The organism is Mesorhizobium sp. WSM4898 (genome assembly GCF_029625845.1).
Lineage (GTDB): Bacteria > Pseudomonadota > Alphaproteobacteria > Rhizobiales > Rhizobiaceae > Mesorhizobium.
In genome coordinates, this window is sequence record NZ_JARTVQ010000006.1 from 124,511 (window position 1) to 139,164 (window position 14,654).

Annotated in this window: 16 protein-coding genes; 9 read left to right on the forward strand and 7 right to left on the reverse strand. The window is 64.7% G+C overall.

The window, feature by feature from the left end:
- The first annotated feature begins 77 nt into the window (after nt 1–77).
- The 3 genes from P9228_RS23550 (at nt 78) to P9228_RS23560 (ending at nt 3,754) form a co-directional block, all read left to right on the forward strand.
- The gene (locus P9228_RS23550) at nt 78–2,675 is read left to right on the forward strand and encodes a TIGR02302 family protein (protein ID WP_278055937.1); all 2,598 of its coding nucleotides are present in this window, start codon (nt 78–80) and stop codon (nt 2,673–2,675) included.
- Nucleotides 2,676–2,698: 23 nt separating this feature from the next.
- Nucleotides 2,699–3,064 (forward strand): glyoxalase superfamily protein, encoded by a 366-nt coding sequence (locus tag P9228_RS23555; protein ID WP_278055939.1) that lies wholly within the window; start codon nt 2,699–2,701, stop codon nt 3,062–3,064.
- An 87-nt stretch (nt 3,065–3,151) separates the two neighbouring features.
- Complete coding sequence (locus P9228_RS23560) at nt 3,152–3,754, forward strand: 2-hydroxychromene-2-carboxylate isomerase (protein WP_278055940.1); 603 nt, start codon at nt 3,152–3,154, stop codon at nt 3,752–3,754.
- Nucleotides 3,755–3,771: 17 nt separating this feature from the next.
- Here P9228_RS23560 and P9228_RS23565 read toward each other — a convergent pair whose 3' ends face one another.
- Nucleotides 3,772–4,656 carry a LysR substrate-binding domain-containing protein gene (locus tag P9228_RS23565; protein ID WP_127215624.1) on the reverse strand — a complete coding sequence of 295 codons (885 nt, stop codon included), beginning with the start codon at nt 4,654–4,656 and terminating at the stop codon, nt 3,772–3,774.
- Between the two features lie 189 nt (nt 4,657–4,845).
- Between P9228_RS23565 and P9228_RS23570 the strand changes: the two genes are divergently transcribed.
- Nucleotides 4,846–5,796 carry a DMT family transporter gene (locus P9228_RS23570; RefSeq protein ID WP_278055941.1) on the forward strand — a complete coding sequence of 317 codons (951 nt, stop codon included), beginning with the start codon at nt 4,846–4,848 and terminating at the stop codon, nt 5,794–5,796.
- Nucleotides 5,797–5,800: 4 nt separating this feature from the next.
- On the opposite strand, the gene P9228_RS23575 is transcribed toward P9228_RS23570, so the two are convergent.
- From P9228_RS23575 to P9228_RS23585, 3 genes are all read right to left on the reverse strand, one after another.
- Complete coding sequence (locus tag P9228_RS23575; protein ID WP_067319126.1) at nt 5,801–6,172, reverse strand: response regulator; 372 nt, start codon at nt 6,170–6,172, stop codon at nt 5,801–5,803.
- Nucleotides 6,173–6,247: 75 nt separating this feature from the next.
- Nucleotides 6,248–6,790, reverse strand: a complete 543-nt coding sequence (hpt, locus tag P9228_RS23580) for a hypoxanthine phosphoribosyltransferase (RefSeq protein ID WP_095782435.1) — start codon at nt 6,788–6,790, stop codon at nt 6,248–6,250.
- Nucleotides 6,791–6,968: 178 nt separating this feature from the next.
- Entirely contained in the window at nt 6,969–7,610 is a 642-nt protein-coding gene (locus P9228_RS23585) for a hypothetical protein (protein WP_066990242.1), read from the reverse strand.
- Between the two features lie 181 nt (nt 7,611–7,791).
- Between P9228_RS23585 and ftsE the strand changes: the two genes are divergently transcribed.
- The 3 genes from ftsE to P9228_RS23600 all read left to right on the forward strand — a co-directional run bounded on the left by ftsE (nt 7,792) and on the right by P9228_RS23600 (nt 10,346).
- Nucleotides 7,792–8,451 (forward strand): cell division ATP-binding protein FtsE, encoded by a 660-nt coding sequence (ftsE, locus tag P9228_RS23590; protein ID WP_066990245.1) that lies wholly within the window; start codon nt 7,792–7,794, stop codon nt 8,449–8,451.
- Nucleotides 8,444–9,433 carry an ABC transporter permease gene (locus tag P9228_RS23595; RefSeq protein ID WP_278055943.1) on the forward strand — a complete coding sequence of 330 codons (990 nt, stop codon included), beginning with the start codon at nt 8,444–8,446 and terminating at the stop codon, nt 9,431–9,433. Before ftsE ends, P9228_RS23595 begins: the two co-directional genes overlap by 8 nt.
- A 184-nt stretch (nt 9,434–9,617) precedes the next feature.
- On the forward strand, nt 9,618–10,346 hold the full coding sequence (locus P9228_RS23600; protein WP_278055945.1) for a YdcF family protein: 729 nt from the start codon (nt 9,618–9,620) through the stop codon (nt 10,344–10,346).
- Here P9228_RS23600 and P9228_RS23605 read toward each other — a convergent pair.
- Complete coding sequence (locus tag P9228_RS23605) at nt 10,343–10,963, reverse strand: pyridoxamine 5'-phosphate oxidase family protein (RefSeq protein ID WP_278055947.1); 621 nt, start codon at nt 10,961–10,963, stop codon at nt 10,343–10,345. The two genes, P9228_RS23600 and P9228_RS23605, sit on opposite strands and share 4 nt — an antisense overlap.
- 102 nt (nt 10,964–11,065) lie before the next feature.
- Between P9228_RS23605 and P9228_RS23610 the strand changes: the two genes are divergently transcribed.
- A complete protein-coding gene (locus tag P9228_RS23610; protein WP_278055949.1) occupies nt 11,066–11,968 on the forward strand; it encodes a LysR family transcriptional regulator in 903 nt (300 codons plus the stop codon).
- Nucleotides 11,969–12,049: 81 nt separating this feature from the next.
- Nucleotides 12,050–12,844 carry a 1-acyl-sn-glycerol-3-phosphate acyltransferase gene (locus tag P9228_RS23615; RefSeq protein ID WP_095779346.1) on the forward strand — a complete coding sequence of 265 codons (795 nt, stop codon included), beginning with the start codon at nt 12,050–12,052 and terminating at the stop codon, nt 12,842–12,844.
- Nucleotides 12,845–12,851: 7 nt separating this feature from the next.
- On the opposite strand, the gene P9228_RS23620 is transcribed toward P9228_RS23615, so the two are convergent.
- Nucleotides 12,852–13,472 carry a LysE family transporter gene (locus P9228_RS23620; protein ID WP_278055951.1) on the reverse strand — a complete coding sequence of 207 codons (621 nt, stop codon included), beginning with the start codon at nt 13,470–13,472 and terminating at the stop codon, nt 12,852–12,854.
- A gap of 143 nt (nt 13,473–13,615) precedes the next feature.
- Nucleotides 13,616–14,563 (reverse strand): aldo/keto reductase, encoded by a 948-nt coding sequence (locus P9228_RS23625; RefSeq protein ID WP_278055952.1) that lies wholly within the window; start codon nt 14,561–14,563, stop codon nt 13,616–13,618.
- Nucleotides 14,564–14,654: the final 91 nt, after the last annotated feature.

Sequence of the window (14,654 nt, forward strand, 5' to 3'; positions counted from 1 at the left end):
CCGCCTCGCCTTCGCCGTGTTTGGTGTTATCCTCTGCTCATGAGGTCCGGGCGATCCTGCCCGGGCAGGAAGGGCCGATGACGGAACGACCCATTTCCAGCGGCGAACGCGGTCTGGCCGGGCGCCTTGCCTTGAGCCGGCTGGCGACGCGGGCCTCGATGATGTTCGAGCGCGGCTGGCCGTTGCTGTTGCCGCTGGCGGTGGTCGCCGGCCTGTTCCTCAGTGTCTCGTGGCTGGGCTTGTTCCAGCGCCTGCCGGATCTGGTGCGGATCGGCCTCCTGATCCTCTTCTCCATCTCGGCGCTCGCCGCGCTCTTTGCGCTGCGCTTCTTCCGCATTCCGTCCGCCGCCGAGGTCGACCGGCGCATCGAGGCAGCGAACGAGCTGCTGCACAGCCCCGTGCAGGTGCAGACCGACCGGCCGAGCGGCGCGGAGAGCCTCTTCTCGCAGGCGCTGTGGCGCGAGCACCAGAAGCGCATGGCCGAGCGGCTCTCCGACCTGGGCGGCGACAGGCCGCGCACAAGCGTGCCGGATTACGACCGCTGGGGCCTGCGGGCTGTGGTGGGGCTGCTGTTCGTCACCGCTTTTGCCTTCTCGTTCGGACCTTTCGGCGGCAGGATCAGTGACGGCTTCGTCGCCAGCGCCGCGCGCGATAGCGTGCCGCCCCGCATCGATGCCTGGGTGACGCCGCCTTCCTATACCGGCAAGCCGCCGCTGTTCTTGACCGCCGACGTCAACCAGGCCGCGCAGGTCTTCAGCGTCCCTGAGGGCAGCGACGTCTCGCTGCGCGTCACTGGCGGAACCGGCGAAGAAACGCTGAGCTATGCCGACGCGAACGGCAATGATCGCGCCATCGAACCGGTTGCGCCGAAGGGCGCCACGCCAGCCGCGGCACAGCCGGGGTCGCCAGCCGGGCTCAAAGTGCGCCAGTTCTCCGGCAAGCTGAACACCAACGGCACGCTGCGGCTCAAGTCCGGCGAGGACGATCTCGGCCACTGGGCCTTCGCCATCATCCCGGACAAACCGCCGACGATCCGTTTCGTCGGCGAGCCCAAGCGTGCCGTCAATGGCGCCGTCGAGCTCAACTACCAGATCGACGACGACTATGGAGCGGCCTCCGCCAAGGCCGTCTTGGAGCTGTCTGAGCCGCCGCCCGCCAATGCGCATCCGCTCTATGGCCCGCCCGACATGCCGCTGACGCTGCCGCGCCGCGGCGGCAAGGCGAACGCCGCCAAGACGACCAAGGATCTGACCGAGCATGTCTGGGCCGGCAGCACCATCAAGCTGACGCTCACCGCCACCGACGATGCCGGCCATACCGCCACCAGTGAGACCAAGACGCTGGCGATGCCGGAGCGGCCCTTCTCCAATCCCCTGGCCCGCGCGGTGATCGAGCAGCGCCGCCTGCTGGCGCTCGACGCCAACGCCAAGCCGCGCGTGCTCGACCTGATGGACGCGATCACCCTGCGCCCGGAGGATACTTTCGACAACATGTCGCATTACCTCGCGATCATGAGCGCCAGGAGCCGGCTGAAGCTTGCCGAGAACGACGACCAGCTGCGCAACGAGGTGGCTTATCTGTGGGAGATCGCGCTCGGCATCGAGGAAGGCAATCTGTCGGCCGCCGAGCGTCGGCTGCGCCAGGCGCAGCAGGCGCTACAGGACGCCATCAAAAACGGCGCCAGCGACGAAGAGCTCGAAAAGGCGATGAAGGAACTTCGCGAGGCGATGAACCAGTTCCTGCAGGAATTCGCCCAGCGCGCCCAGCAGAACCCGAACGCGCCGCAGATGCAGCAGAACGGTCGGGAACTGCGCCAGAGCGACATCAACCGGATGATGGACGAGATCGAGAATCTCGCCAAATCCGGCGACCGAGACCGGGCCCAGCAGTTGTTGTCGGAACTGCAGGACATGATGAACAACCTGCAGGCCGGGCGCCAGCAGCAGGCCGGCGAGCAGGACAGCGAGATGCGCCAGCAGATGGACAAGCTGGGCGAGATCATGCGGCGCCAGCAGGAGATGATGAACGATACCTTCCGCCTCGATCAGATGCAGCGCGGCGATCGCCAGCGCGGTGCAAATCGCGACGAGCAGCTGGGCGAGGATGGCGAGCAGTCGCAGGACGGGCAGAAGCCCGGCGATGACCGCGACCCGCTCGGCCGGCCGAAGCAGATGACGCCGCAGGAATTCGCGGATGCGCTGAAGCAGCTGCAGGAGGGTCAGGGCCAACTGCAGAGCGAGCTCGACAAGCTGAAGAAGGGCCTCGAAGGCATGGGCATGCAGCCCAATGAGGGCTTTGGCGAGGCCGGCAAATCCATGGGCGATGCCGAGCAGGCGCTGGGCGAAGGCGAAGGCGACCAGGCGGTCGGCCACCAGGGCCGCGCGCTGGAGGCGCTGCGCCGCGGCGCCAAGGAGATGATGAAGCAGATGCAGGCCATGCAGGGCGACCAGGGCGGCAGCGAACAGGGCGGACGTCAGCATGACGCCGACCGCGACCCGCTTGGCCGGCCGCGCGCCACGAAGGGCCCCGACGACGGCAACTCCGTCAAGGTGCCCGACGAGATCGACGTGCAGCGCGCCCGCCAGATCCTCGAAGCGATCCGCAAGCGCCTCGGCAACGCGCTCAGCCCGGACATCGAGCGCAGCTACCTCGAACGCCTGCTCGAACTGAAATAGCGCCCACACCGGTCACCGCCGACATGCCGAAGCTTGGAACCGTCACGCCGATCCTGCGCATGTTCGATACCGTCAAGGCGCGAGAGTTCTATCTCAACTTCCTCGGTTTCGAGGTCCGCTTCGAGCATCGCTTCGACGACAACGCGCCGCTCTATATGGGCGTCGCCCGCGACGGCTGCGAGCTGCATTTGAGCGAGCATCATGGCGACGGCTCGCCCGGTGCCAATATACGCATCGAAGCGACCGGCATCGCTGACCTGCATCGCGAGTTCAAGGCCAAGAACTACCGCTTCAACAGGCCGGGCCTTGAGACGACGCCTTGGCAGACGAAGGAGGTCACGGTGATCGATCCGTTCGGCAATCGCCTGACCTTTTTCGAAAGAGACTGAGCCAGCGGGCAGCCGCAGGTCGCTCTCGCCACACGCATTGCAGGGCGCGCTGCCTGCCGGTATCGTCATCGTCAAGGGAGAATGGCGATGATCGATTTCTGGTTCTCCATCGGCAGCACCTACACCTATCTTTCGGTGATGCGTCTCGCCGAGGTTGCGGCTGAGGCCGGCATCGAGTTCCGCTGGCGACCCTTCAATGTGCGCGCCATCATGATTGAGATGGACAACATTCCCTTTGCCAAGAAGCCGGCGAAGGCGGCTTATATGTGGCGCGACATCGAGCGCAGAGCGGCGATGTACAGGATGGTGCCGAAACTGCCGGCCACCTACCCGCTGGCCGAGCTCGAACGCGCCAATCGCGTGGCTCTCATCGCGGCGCGCGAGGGCTGGTGCGAAGCCTATGCCCGGGAAAGCTACCGGCGCTGGTTCGAAATGGGTGAGCCGGCGGGTAGCGAGCCAAACATTTCGGCTAGCATCGAGAAGGCCGGACAGAAAGCGGAGCCGGTTCTTCGGCGGGCCGACAGCGATGACGCCAAGGCCGAGCTCGCGGCCGCGACGGAGCAGGCCAAGGCGCTCGGCATCTTCGGCTCGCCGAGCTTCGTCGTCGACGGCGAATTGTTCTGGGGCGACGATCGCCTTGAGGATGCCATGCGATGGCTCAAGCAGATGGAGAGCGGACCGCCGGATTGAGCGGACCGTTTCGTACGTCAAAGACTGGCTGTTGCCTGTGCTTGCCTGGTCAGCATGAAAGCCTCACGGATCGCGTTTTCCATCCCGTCGATCGCTTCGCCCGTCGCCAGTGGATTGCGGTGCAGCACCACATTCGAGGAATCGATGTCGCCGAAGCCGTCGGCGGCGGTCAGCTCGCGGCAATCGGGCGGGATGTTGCTGCGCGAGATCGGTGCGATCGCCAGGCCAGAAGTGACCGCCAGCGTCAGGCCGCCGTTGGTGTCGCTGGTGTAGGCGACGCGGTAGTCGAGGCCGCGCTGCTGCAGCGACTTGATCGCGAAGTCCCGACACCAGCCATTGCGGCTGTAAAGCGCGATCGGCACCGGCCGTTCCTCATGCATGTGATGCAGCGTTGACGTCACCCATACCGTGGGATCGTGCATCAGCACATCGCCGCCGGAAAAACCTTCCCACTCGAACACCACCGCAAGGTCGAGTTCGCCGGCCGCAAGCGCCCTCACCTGCGAGTCGGAATGCGCGTAACGCACCGTGACCTCCACGCGCGGGTGGCGTTTGGCGAATTCGCCAAGTGCCCGCGACAAGATCGACCGCCCGTATTCGGCAGGAATGCCGATGCGCACCAGCCCGCCGAGCGGCGGCGCGACCAGCGATGCCGCCGTCTCGTCGAGCAGCGAGACGATGCGGCGGGCGTTGGTGATGAGCTCGCCGCCGCGGCGTGTCAGCGCCACCCCGCGAGAGCCGCGCTCGAACAGGCTGTCGCCCACCATGTCCTCCAGCTTTTTCATCTGCATGGACACCGCCGACTGGGTGCGTCCGGCCTTTTCCGCCGCCTTGGTGAAATTGCCGGTCTCGGCCACCGCCACGAAGGTGCGCAGGAGGTCGCTGTCGAGGGTGGGTTTCATCGATGCCGCCATAAGAAATTTTGATTGCTGGTATCATTCCAATTCGTTTGCAACATGTCAAACGTCGCAGGATAGTTGCTCTACCCATTGGATATGCGGCCGTGAGATTCGGCAGCGGACCAATTCGAAGAGTCCTCACTCGTGCCCGCTGCCCGAAACGGTGGCGGGCTCTTTTTCACTGGAACGAACATGCAGAACCGGATGGTGCTTGGCATTTTGAGCCTCTGCCTCGGCGTTCTTGTCTTTTCGTTGCAGGACCCGCTGGTGAAGGCGGTTTCGGGCAGCTATCCGGTGACGGAAGTGATGGCGATCCGCGCCCTCGTGGCGCTGCCGATCCTGGTCGTTATCGTCCAGGCCGATGTCGGCCTGACAGCCGTGCTGTCGAAACGAGCGGGCATGCTGACGCTGCGCGGCTTCATCCAATTCAGCTCCTACACCGTCTACTATCTGGCGATTGCCGCCCTCTCGCTGGCCGACGCGATAGCGCTCTATTTCATGGCGCCGCTCTTTATCATGTTGCTTGCCGGGCCTTATCTCGGCGAGCACGTCTCCGGGCGGACGCTGACGACGGTGCTGATCGGCCTCGTGGGCGTGGTCGTGATGTTGCGTCCGGGCGCCGGATTATTCGACTGGGCGGCACTGCTGTCGCTCGGCTCGGCATTCCTCTACGGGTTCTCGCAGCTGATGGCGCGCCGGATCGGCGAGACCGAATCCTCGACGGTGATGGCCTTCTACCAGAACGGCGCCTATCTCACCGGCGCTGTGGCGGTCGCCGCGGTGTTTCATCTTGCCGGCATCACCCATGCGGGCCACCCGAGCCTCGACTTCCTGGTGCGGCCCTGGGTCTGGCCGGCGCTGCCGGACTTCCTGAAGATGGCGGCCTGCGGCTTCGTTGCCTCCGCCGGCATGATCTTGCTGTCGCAGGCCTACCGGATGGCGCCCGCCAACCGGGTCGCAACCTTCGAATACACGGGCATCCTCTGGTCGCCGCTGTGGGGCTTCCTGTTCTTCGCCGAGGTCCCGCGGTCAACGACGGTGCTGGGCGCGGCGCTGATCATCGGCGCCGGTCTGGTTGCACTGAACGGTGAGCGCCGACGCGGCGCAGCACCTGCAATCGCAGCGACCGGCGATGCCGTCTGAACGATCAAGCGAAGCAGCTTAATGCCCGTCCGACGCGGGCGCGTATTTCGGCAAGCGTGAACGGCTTCTGCACGACGTCGAGGATGATGCCGTTCAATTCCTCGGCGCGCTCGCGCTGGTCGGCATAGCCGGTCATCAGCATGATCTTCATGGCCGGAAACTGTTTTGCCGCCGCGGTCGCCATCTCGATGCCGTCCATCTCCGGCATGCGGATATCGGATACCACGAGATCGTAGCTGCCGCGCTGCTGGCGGATCAGGGTGAGCCCCTGCGCGCCATCGGCGGCGATGGTGACACTGTGCCCATCACGCTCCAGCGCGCGGGCAGCGAGGGTGCGGACGGATTCATCGTCCTCGACGATCAAAAGCTTTGCCATGCCGAGATAGATGCCGCCGAAACGTTGACGTTTTCTGAAAATTTGAAACGTCCATGCGGCCTTTTCGGCGCGACCTTACTTGTCCTCTTTCACGACCCCGACAAACGGCAATTCCCGGAAAGCATGCGCGACGTCCATGCCGTAGCCGACGACGAAATAATCGGGGCAGTCGAAGCCGACATAATCGGCGTTGAGCGTGGTCTGGCGGCGCATGCGCTTGTCGAGCAGCACCGCGATGGCGCAGCTCCTGGCGCCGCGCGACAGCATCAGGTCGCGGGTGAAGGAAAGCGTCTTGCCGGATTCGAGGATGTCGTCGATCAAAAGAACGTCGCGGCCGGCGACCTCGTTGTCGATGTCGCGCAGCACCTTGACCTCGCCGCTTGTGGTGCCGGCGCCGTAGCTGGAGATGAAGATGAATTCGACCTCGGGCGACAGGCCGACATCGTGCATGGCGCGGATAAGATCGGCGGCAAAGACGAACGAGCCTTTCAGGATCGATATCACAAGCAGGTCGTGATAGTCGCGCCCGGCGATTTCCTTGGCGAGCTCGAGATTGCGCCGGGCGATCGCCGACGCCGAAAACAGGACCTCGATGTCCTTGCCGCGTACAACTGGCATAGCTTTTTCCTTCAGAATCGCCTGCAACGCCGGAAGGGCTAGGTTCATCAATATTCAGGTCAGGCCGAACCCAAAATAGCGGGTTCCGAGAACCGGTGCAGAGCGTACTCAAGCACGTGAGCACCTAAGCGCAGGAAACCACTAATTGCAGGCCGGCATCACCTGAATATCGATGCACCTACCCGGCGAAGGTGACCGATACGGCCTTCACGCCGTTTCTAGGGACATCGAGCCGGCTGGAAAAGCCGAATCTTTCGCCGGGCGCCAGCGAGCGGTTGGATGTCCCCAACCTGTAGCGGATGACATTGCTGGCATTGTCGGTGACGCGGATCTCGAGCGGCGGCAGCGACTCCGCCCGTACGCCGTCATTGGCGGCCTCGCCGTCGATGAACAGGATGGGCTTCAGCCCCGAGGCATCGATTCGCGACGTCACACCGGAAATGCTGAGCGCGCTTGCCGGCTGCGCAGCCGCCCAGAAGGGGCTCTGACGCACCAGGGCATGTCCGCCCGACACCCAGAAAGCCACGAGTGCGGCGCCCACTCCGGCGGCCCAGAAGATTGGACCGCCACGCGAGGCCGGCCGCGCCGGCGCAGCCTCCGGTTTGCGCAGCATGCCCATGCCAGCGATGGATGGCGTCGAGGGCGCTTGCGGCGGCAACGGCGCCGCAATCGGTTCCGAACGGGCGGCGAATCGCGGCAGCACCACATAGTCGGCATCGACGACATCGGTGTCGAGGATGACGCGCTCCGGCGCGGCCTTTGTCGCCGTGCCGGTCATGATTTCGCCGGAAACAGAGCGCGCGGTTCTATCCTCAGCCATTACGGCCCCAGTGCAATCTTCGTTGCTTTTGGGTAAACGCAAATGGTTAACGCTTCCCCACCGGAACTGCTGTGAAACGTCGAAAGCGCGCAGAAATTAACCAACGATTAACCATGCCGGCCGATGGTCTTGGCAGAGAACAGGCTGGCGGGATGCCGCCTAAGGTTTCAGGTCGCCGAACGTGATCCGCTTCGAAAATGTCGGCCTCCGCTATGGCATGGGTCCGGAGATCCTCCGCGACATTTCCCTGCACATTCCGGAGCGCTCCTTTCAGTTCCTGAGCGGCCCCTCGGGCGCCGGCAAGACCACCTTGCTGCGCCTGCTTTTCATGTCGCTGAAGCCGACGCGCGGCCTGATCACCATTTTCGGCAAGGATCGTTCGCGCATCTCGCGCGGCGAGTTGCCGCTGCTCAGGCGCCGCATCGGCGTGGTGTTCCAGGATTTCCGCCTGCTTGACCACATGACCACTTACGAGAACGTGGCGCTGCCGTTGCGCGTGCGCGGGCGCGAGGAGGCGAGCTATCGCACCGACGTCACCGAGCTCCTGAAATGGGTTGGCCTCGGGGAGCGCATGCATGTGCTGCCGCCGGTGCTGTCGGGCGGCGAGAAGCAGCGTGCTGCGATCGCTCGCGCGCTGATCGAGCAGCCGGAGATCCTGCTTGCCGACGAGCCGACCGGCAACGTCGATCCGCCGCTGGCGCGCCGGCTGCTGAGGCTCTTTATCGAGCTCAACCGGCTCGGCACCGCCGTGGTGATCGCAACCCACGACCTCGGCCTGATGGAGCAGGTCGATGCGCGGCGCATGATTCTGGCCGGCGGAAGGCTGGACGTCTATGACTGAACTTCCGGCCGATCACCTGCACGAGGAAGCCGCCGAGACGCCGGCTGCCGTTCGCCGTATCCAGCGCAAGATGGCGCCGATCGTGCCGGCGCACAACATCGCCGGCCGGGCGCTGGTGCTGGTCATCGCCATCATGACCTTCCTGTCCTGCCTGACCTTCGGCGCCGTGACGCTGGTGCGCGACACCGCCTCGGTGTGGGAGAACCAGATCTCGCGCGAGGCGACGATCCAGATCAAGCCCGTCGAGGGCCTCGACATGGAAGCAGCCCTCGCGCAGGCCTCTGAGATCGCCAGCGAGTTCCGGGGTGTGAAGGGTACGAGGATCGTCGACCGCGATGCGACGGCGCGCCTTTTGGAGCCGTGGCTGGGCACCGGCCTCAACATTGATGAACTGCCGGTGCCGCGCCTCATCGTCGTCACCATCGACGAGGCCAATCCGCCCGACTTCGCGGCCATGCGCGCCGCGATCACGCCCAAGCTGCCGAGCGCCGCGCTCGACGACCATCGCACCTGGGTCGACCGGCTGGTCGCCATGGCGCATACGACAGTGACGATCGGCTTTGCCGTTTTGGCGCTGATATTATCGGCGACGGTGCTGACGGTGGTGTTCGCCACGCGCGGCGCCATGGCCGGCAACGGCCACATCATCGAGGTCCTGCATTTTGTCGGCGCCGAGGCCAGCTTTATCGCGCGCGAATTCCGTTGGCATTTCCTGGTCACCGGCATGAAAGGCGCCGCCGCCGGAGGTGCCGCCGCTATCATGGTCTTCATCGTCTTTTCCTGGTGGTCGTCGCGCAACATGGCGACGCCTGAGGCCGACCAGGCGACCGCGCTGTTCGGCAATTTCGCGATCGGCTCGACCGGCTATCTCGGCGTCGCCCTGATGGTGCTGGTGATCGGCGCGCTGACCGCGGCGACCTCGCATGCCACGGTCGTCGCCTATCTCAGCGAGATCGACATCCGGCAGCCGGAGGCAAGCTGATCATGACGCGAAACCAAGGGTGGCGCGAATGCAAGAGTTGGCAAGTTGGGTTTCCAATGCGATCCGGACTCCACAAGTGCATGATCACGCAAGGGAAACTGCCGTAACGCAATGTGCGCCGTGCTATCTATGAAAGGCGACGTTTCAGAGTTAACCATTGGATGTTTTCAGGATTAACCTGGGGATGATGGACGCGCGGGACTCGATCGGAACGGCTGGACGGATGCCAGCGGCGCTTACGCGCGGCGCTGCGTCTGAAAGAACCGGTCGTCTCAGATTTGCGCTTCGTCTCTGCGGTTTCTTCGTGCTTGCCCTGCTGGCGCTTTTCGCCGGCGGCTTCGGATGGTTTGCCGACAAGGTCAGCAACATGACGACGCCGGTCAATCCGGCCAGGGCCGACGCAATCATCGTGCTCACCGGTGGTCAGTCGAGGCTCGACGCCGCCATGGATCTGCTGGCATCAGGCAAGGGCGAGCGGCTCTTGATAAGCGGTGTTCACCCCACGGCGAGCCGCCGCCAATTGCAAGCGGCAATGGGCGGCGACAAGCAGTTGTTCTCATGCTGCGTCGACATCGACCGCGCCGCGCTCGACACGATCGGCAATGCCGAGGAGAGCGCCAAATGGGTGGAAAGCCACGCCTATGGCAGCATCATCGTCGTCACCAACAACTACCACATGCCGCGCAGCCTGCTCGAGATGGGCCGGCTGCTGCATGGCGCGCGGCTTGAGCCCTATCCGGTGGTCAACAACAAGCTGGGCAATGGCAGCTGGCTGACCAAGCCGGAAGCGCTGCGCGTGCTGCTCACCGAATACAGCAAATATGTGTTGGCGCTGGCGCGCGGCATCGTCCCGCTTCGGCCGACCACCGAGGGCGTCACGCTCGCCGAAGCCTCTACGGTGAGCAAGAACTAAGCTTCGCCAGACGCGCTGTTGCGCAGGCGTGCGATCTCCTGCTCCAGACCGGCAATGCGTCTATCCCGCTCGGCAAGCGCCGCGGCCACATCCGCCGCCTCGAAGCGCTGCGGAATATGCTGCGGGCAATTTGCATCCCAGGCCGTGACGCTGAACAGGATCGCCTGCTCCGGCCGCGCCTTGTAGTTGGCCGGCATCAGCCTCGCCGTCAGCTCCGCATCGTCCTCGACGACGCGCGCTGTGCCCCAGATCTTGATGCGCTGCCGAAGCATGTAGTCGATCAGGAACAGGAAGGCCTGGGCATTGTCCGCAAGATTGCCCTGGGTGATGAATTGCCGGTTCCCCGAGAAATCGGCAAAGCCGATCGTGTGCCCGTCCAGCACCTTCAGGAAGCCGGCTGGCCCGCCGCGATGCTGAACATAGGGTTGACCTCCGCCATTGGCTGTCGCCAGGAACACACTGGTCTGCGCCTCGACGAAGGCGGCGAGGTCGGGCGTGATCGTCGCCCGCCAGCCGCCGCGCTCCTCGACCCGCGCATAAGATGCGCGCGAGCCCTTGCGGGACTGGATGGCCTTGACCGTAGGGGTAAAGGCGACGTCGCTGGTGAAGGCGTCCATGGCGGCTGTCCTCTGCCAAAGTGGAACGACATGTAGCCCCTTCCGAAATCCGGAGGTAGAAGGCATAGTTGCAATCCATCCTTCCACATTTCGGAAGAATAAATGGACCGCCTCGACGCCATGTCCTTGTTCGTAGCCACGGTGGAGGCCGGCAGCCTTTCCGCCGTCGCGCGACACGCCGGCGTACCGCTCGCCACCGTCAGCCGCAAGCTCTCCGAACTGGAGAGGCACCTCAAGACGCGTCTGCTCAACCGGTCGACGCGGCGCCTCACCTTGACGGACGCTGGTCGTTCCTATCTCGCCGCCTGCCGCCGTATCCTCGATGAGGTGGGCGAAGCCGAACGAGCCGCCGCTGGCGAATATTTGAGCCCGACCGGCGAGCTGGTGATCACTGCGCCGGTCGTCTTCGGCCGCCTGCATGTGCTGCCGGTCGTCACAGATTTTCTGGCCGCCTATCCCGACGTCGACATCCGCCTGACGCTGTCCGATCGGATCACGCAACTGATCGAGGAGCATATCGATCTTGCCGTGCGCATCGGCGAGCTGCCGGATTCGGCCATGGTCGCAGCGCCCGTCGGCCAGATCCGCCGCATCGTCTGCGCCAGCCCGGCATATCTTGCGAAGCATGGCACGCCGTTCGAACCGCGCGACCTTTCAGGCCACAACTGCATCACCTTCGAAGGGCTTGCCTCTCCCGCGACGTGGAGCTTCGGCACCGGCAAGAGCGAAACCGTGGTTCCGGTCCGCTCGCGGCTGCAGCTCAACACCGCCGAGGCAGCAATCGATGCGGCGATCGCCGGCCTCGGCCTGACGAGGGTGCTCTCCTATCAGGCGGACGCCGCGGTGCGCGCCGGCGCGCTTCATGTCGTGCTCGAGCCGTTCGAGCCGCCGCCATGGCCGGTCAATCTCGTGCATGCCGGTCAGGGCCTGCTGCCGGTGAAGCTGCGCGCCTTCCTCGATTTCGCGGCGCCCCGCCTGAAGGAGCGGCTGGCGCGCTCGCTGTGATGCGCCCCACCGTCGCGCCGTTTCCTTTTTGCCCGCGCTTGGTGTAACCAACGCTCACTTCCACACCGGGCCCTTTCCCGCATGCTCATTATCCGCTCGCTGGCGTTCAACCTAGCCTTCTATCTCAGCCTGGTCGTTCAGATGATCTTCTGGACGCCCTTCTATTTCCTGTCGCCCCGCCACCGCGCCTGGTTCGTGCCGAAATTCTGGTCGCGCACCTCGATGTGGCTTTACGACAAGATCGCCGGCACCAGGAGCGAAATCACGGGCGCCGAGAACCTGCCTGAGGGGTCCTTCATCCTGGCGCCGAAGCATCAGTCCTTCTGGGACGCGATCGCCTTTTTTCCTTATCTCGACGACGCCTTGTATATCCTGAAGCGGGAACTGACCTGGATCCCCTTCTTCGGCTGGTACATCATGAAGATGCGCATGATCCCGGTCGACCGCGGCAGCCGCTCCAAGGCGCTGAAAGCGGTCGTTGCCGCGACAAGGCAGGAGATGGCGCGCAACCCGCGTCAGCTTATCATCTACCCGGAAGGCACTCGTCGCCCACCGGGCGCCGAGCCGTCCTACAAATACGGCATCGTCGAGCTCTATACCCAGCTTGGCGTTCCCGTGGTGCCGGTCGCCCATGTCGCCGGCCTCTACTGGCCGCGCCGCAAGTTCATGCGTTATCCGGGCACCATAAAGGCCCGTTTCCTGCCGCCGATTCCTCCGGGGCTCGACAAGGAGGAGTTCATGCAGCGGCTGATCGGCGAGACCGAGACCGCCTGCGACGAGCTGCTGGTCGAGGCCTCGCGCGCGCCGAACCCGCCGCCGATGCCGCCGACGGCGGTGAAGCGGCTGGCGGAGCTCGGCGCTGCGGCGAAGGCCTGAGCTCCCCTTACGGCAGCCCCGCCAGTGCAGTCGTCAGCACCAGCGTCGCCGCGAAGACGAGATTGATGATCCGCGACGCCAATGGATCGCGCAGCAGCCCCGCGAAAATCGTCCCAGCGAGAAGCCAGAGCACATGAATGGCGACGATCATCGCTGCCAGCACCAAAAGTTTGGCCGAAATCCCGAGCCCGTCGACCGTCGATGAAGCTCCCGCGAAGACCGCGCCGATCGCCACATAGGCTTTCGGGTTGGCGACGGCGAGCATGAAGCCGCCGGAGAAGGTGGGACGCGCCGCCGCATTGCCGCCTTGGGCAAGCGGCGGCGCTGTCGCAATCCTGAAGGCAAGGTAGAGGATATAGAGGGCCGAAGCGACCGTCAGCAACGGTGCCAGCCCCGGCACCGAGGCGAGCATGCCGAATATCCCGGCGGCCACAACCAGGAGCACGGCCGTCGTTCCAAGCACGATGCCGGACGTATAACCCAGCGAAGGCCGCAGCCCGAAAGCGGCGCCGACGGCGGTGACGCTGATCGTCGCCGGACCTGGGCTACCCATGACAACGGTCGCCGCCATGACCAGCGCCAGCACCTGCTGCCAGGGCTGCGCTTCGGACAAAACGTCTCCGACCATGCCGAACCTCAATTCCTGCCGCGATCGGGTAGGAATTATCGCGAGGCTATCTGCAAGGTCTTGGACGATCGTGCGGGGGACCTGCTGCACTAACGCATGTTGGATCCAGGTCAGGCCGGCATCGGCCTGAATATCGACACGCCTTAAGCGCTGGCCCGATCGAGCGCTGCGATGTCGTCGGCGGAAAGCTTGAGCGATGCGGCGCGGATCAGGCTTTCCATCTGTGCGGGCGTCGTGGCGCTGGCAATCGGCGCGGTGATGCCCGGCCGCGCCATGATCCAGGCGAGCGCCACTTCGGCCTGCTTGGCCGAATGGCGCCCGGCCGCGGCATCGAGCGCGGAGAGAATGCGCATGCCGCGTTCGTTGAGATACTTGGCCACGTCTTCGCCACGCTCGCTCCGGCCAAGGTCGGCCTTGCTGCGGTATTTCCCGCTGAGGAACCCCTTGGCCAGGCCGAAATAGGTGATGACGCCGAGGCTTTCCGCCTTGCACAGGTCGAGCAGCGGGCCGTCCAGCGAAGAGCGATCGTACAGATTGTATTCGGGCTGCAGAACCTCGTAACGCGGCAGGCCCCGCAGGCTGGCGACATCCAGGGCCGCGCGCAATTGCCCCGCATCGAGATTGGAGCAGCCCGGATAGCGGATCTTGCCCTTCTCGAGCAGGCGCTGATAGGCGCCGAGCGTTTCCTCGTAAGGCGTGGCCGGGTCCGGCCAGTGCGACAGATAGAGGTCGATGACGTCGGTCTGCAGCCGCTTGAGCGATTGGTCCACCGCCTTTTCGATATAGGCTGCGGAGAGGTCCCGCCTGCCCTGTCCCATGTCGGAGCCGACCTTGGTGATGACGACGATGCTGTCCCGGTTGCCGCGGCTCTTCATCCAGTTGCCGATGATGGTTTCGGATTCGCCGCCTTTGTTGCCCGGCGCCCAGCGCGAATAGGCGTCCGCCGTGTCGACTGCGTTGAAGCCGGCCTCGGCAAAGCGGTCGAGCAGGTCGAACGAGGTCTTCTCGTCGGCGGTCCAGCCGAAGACGTTGCCTCCAAGGACCAGCGGCGCGATGAAAAGGTCGGTGCGACCGAGACGGCGTTTCTGCAAGACTGATCTCCGTGATGCTGGGAAGGGCCTGGGTGCCCAGAGGATGGATTGCGGCTAAGCTAGGTCGTGCCTTGCCCAGGTCAAAGGCATG

Bases quoted from the DNA above. Each gene is read 5' to 3' on its own strand.
- P9228_RS23550 (WP_278055937.1), top strand. From the start codon at position 78: ATGACGGAACGACCCATTTCCAGCGGCGAACGCGGTCTGGCCGGGCGC.
- P9228_RS23555 (WP_278055939.1), top strand. From the start codon at position 2,699: ATGCCGAAGCTTGGAACCGTCACGCCGATCCTGCGCATGTTCGATACC.
- P9228_RS23560 (WP_278055940.1), top strand. From the start codon at position 3,152: ATGATCGATTTCTGGTTCTCCATCGGCAGCACCTACACCTATCTTTCG.
- P9228_RS23565 (WP_127215624.1), bottom strand. From the start codon at position 4,656: ATGAAACCCACCCTCGACAGCGACCTCCTGCGCACCTTCGTGGCGGTG.
- P9228_RS23570 (WP_278055941.1), top strand. From the start codon at position 4,846: ATGCAGAACCGGATGGTGCTTGGCATTTTGAGCCTCTGCCTCGGCGTT.
- P9228_RS23575 (WP_067319126.1), bottom strand. From the start codon at position 6,172: ATGGCAAAGCTTTTGATCGTCGAGGACGATGAATCCGTCCGCACCCTC.
- hpt (WP_095782435.1), bottom strand. From the start codon at position 6,790: ATGCCAGTTGTACGCGGCAAGGACATCGAGGTCCTGTTTTCGGCGTCG.
- P9228_RS23585 (WP_066990242.1), bottom strand. From the start codon at position 7,610: ATGGCTGAGGATAGAACCGCGCGCTCTGTTTCCGGCGAAATCATGACC.
- P9228_RS23595 (WP_278055943.1), top strand. From the start codon at position 8,444: ATGACTGAACTTCCGGCCGATCACCTGCACGAGGAAGCCGCCGAGACG.
- P9228_RS23600 (WP_278055945.1), top strand. From the start codon at position 9,618: ATGATGGACGCGCGGGACTCGATCGGAACGGCTGGACGGATGCCAGCG.
- P9228_RS23605 (WP_278055947.1), bottom strand. From the start codon at position 10,963: ATGGACGCCTTCACCAGCGACGTCGCCTTTACCCCTACGGTCAAGGCC.
- P9228_RS23610 (WP_278055949.1), top strand. From the start codon at position 11,066: ATGGACCGCCTCGACGCCATGTCCTTGTTCGTAGCCACGGTGGAGGCC.
- P9228_RS23615 (WP_095779346.1), top strand. From the start codon at position 12,050: ATGCTCATTATCCGCTCGCTGGCGTTCAACCTAGCCTTCTATCTCAGC.
- P9228_RS23620 (WP_278055951.1), bottom strand. From the start codon at position 13,472: ATGGTCGGAGACGTTTTGTCCGAAGCGCAGCCCTGGCAGCAGGTGCTG.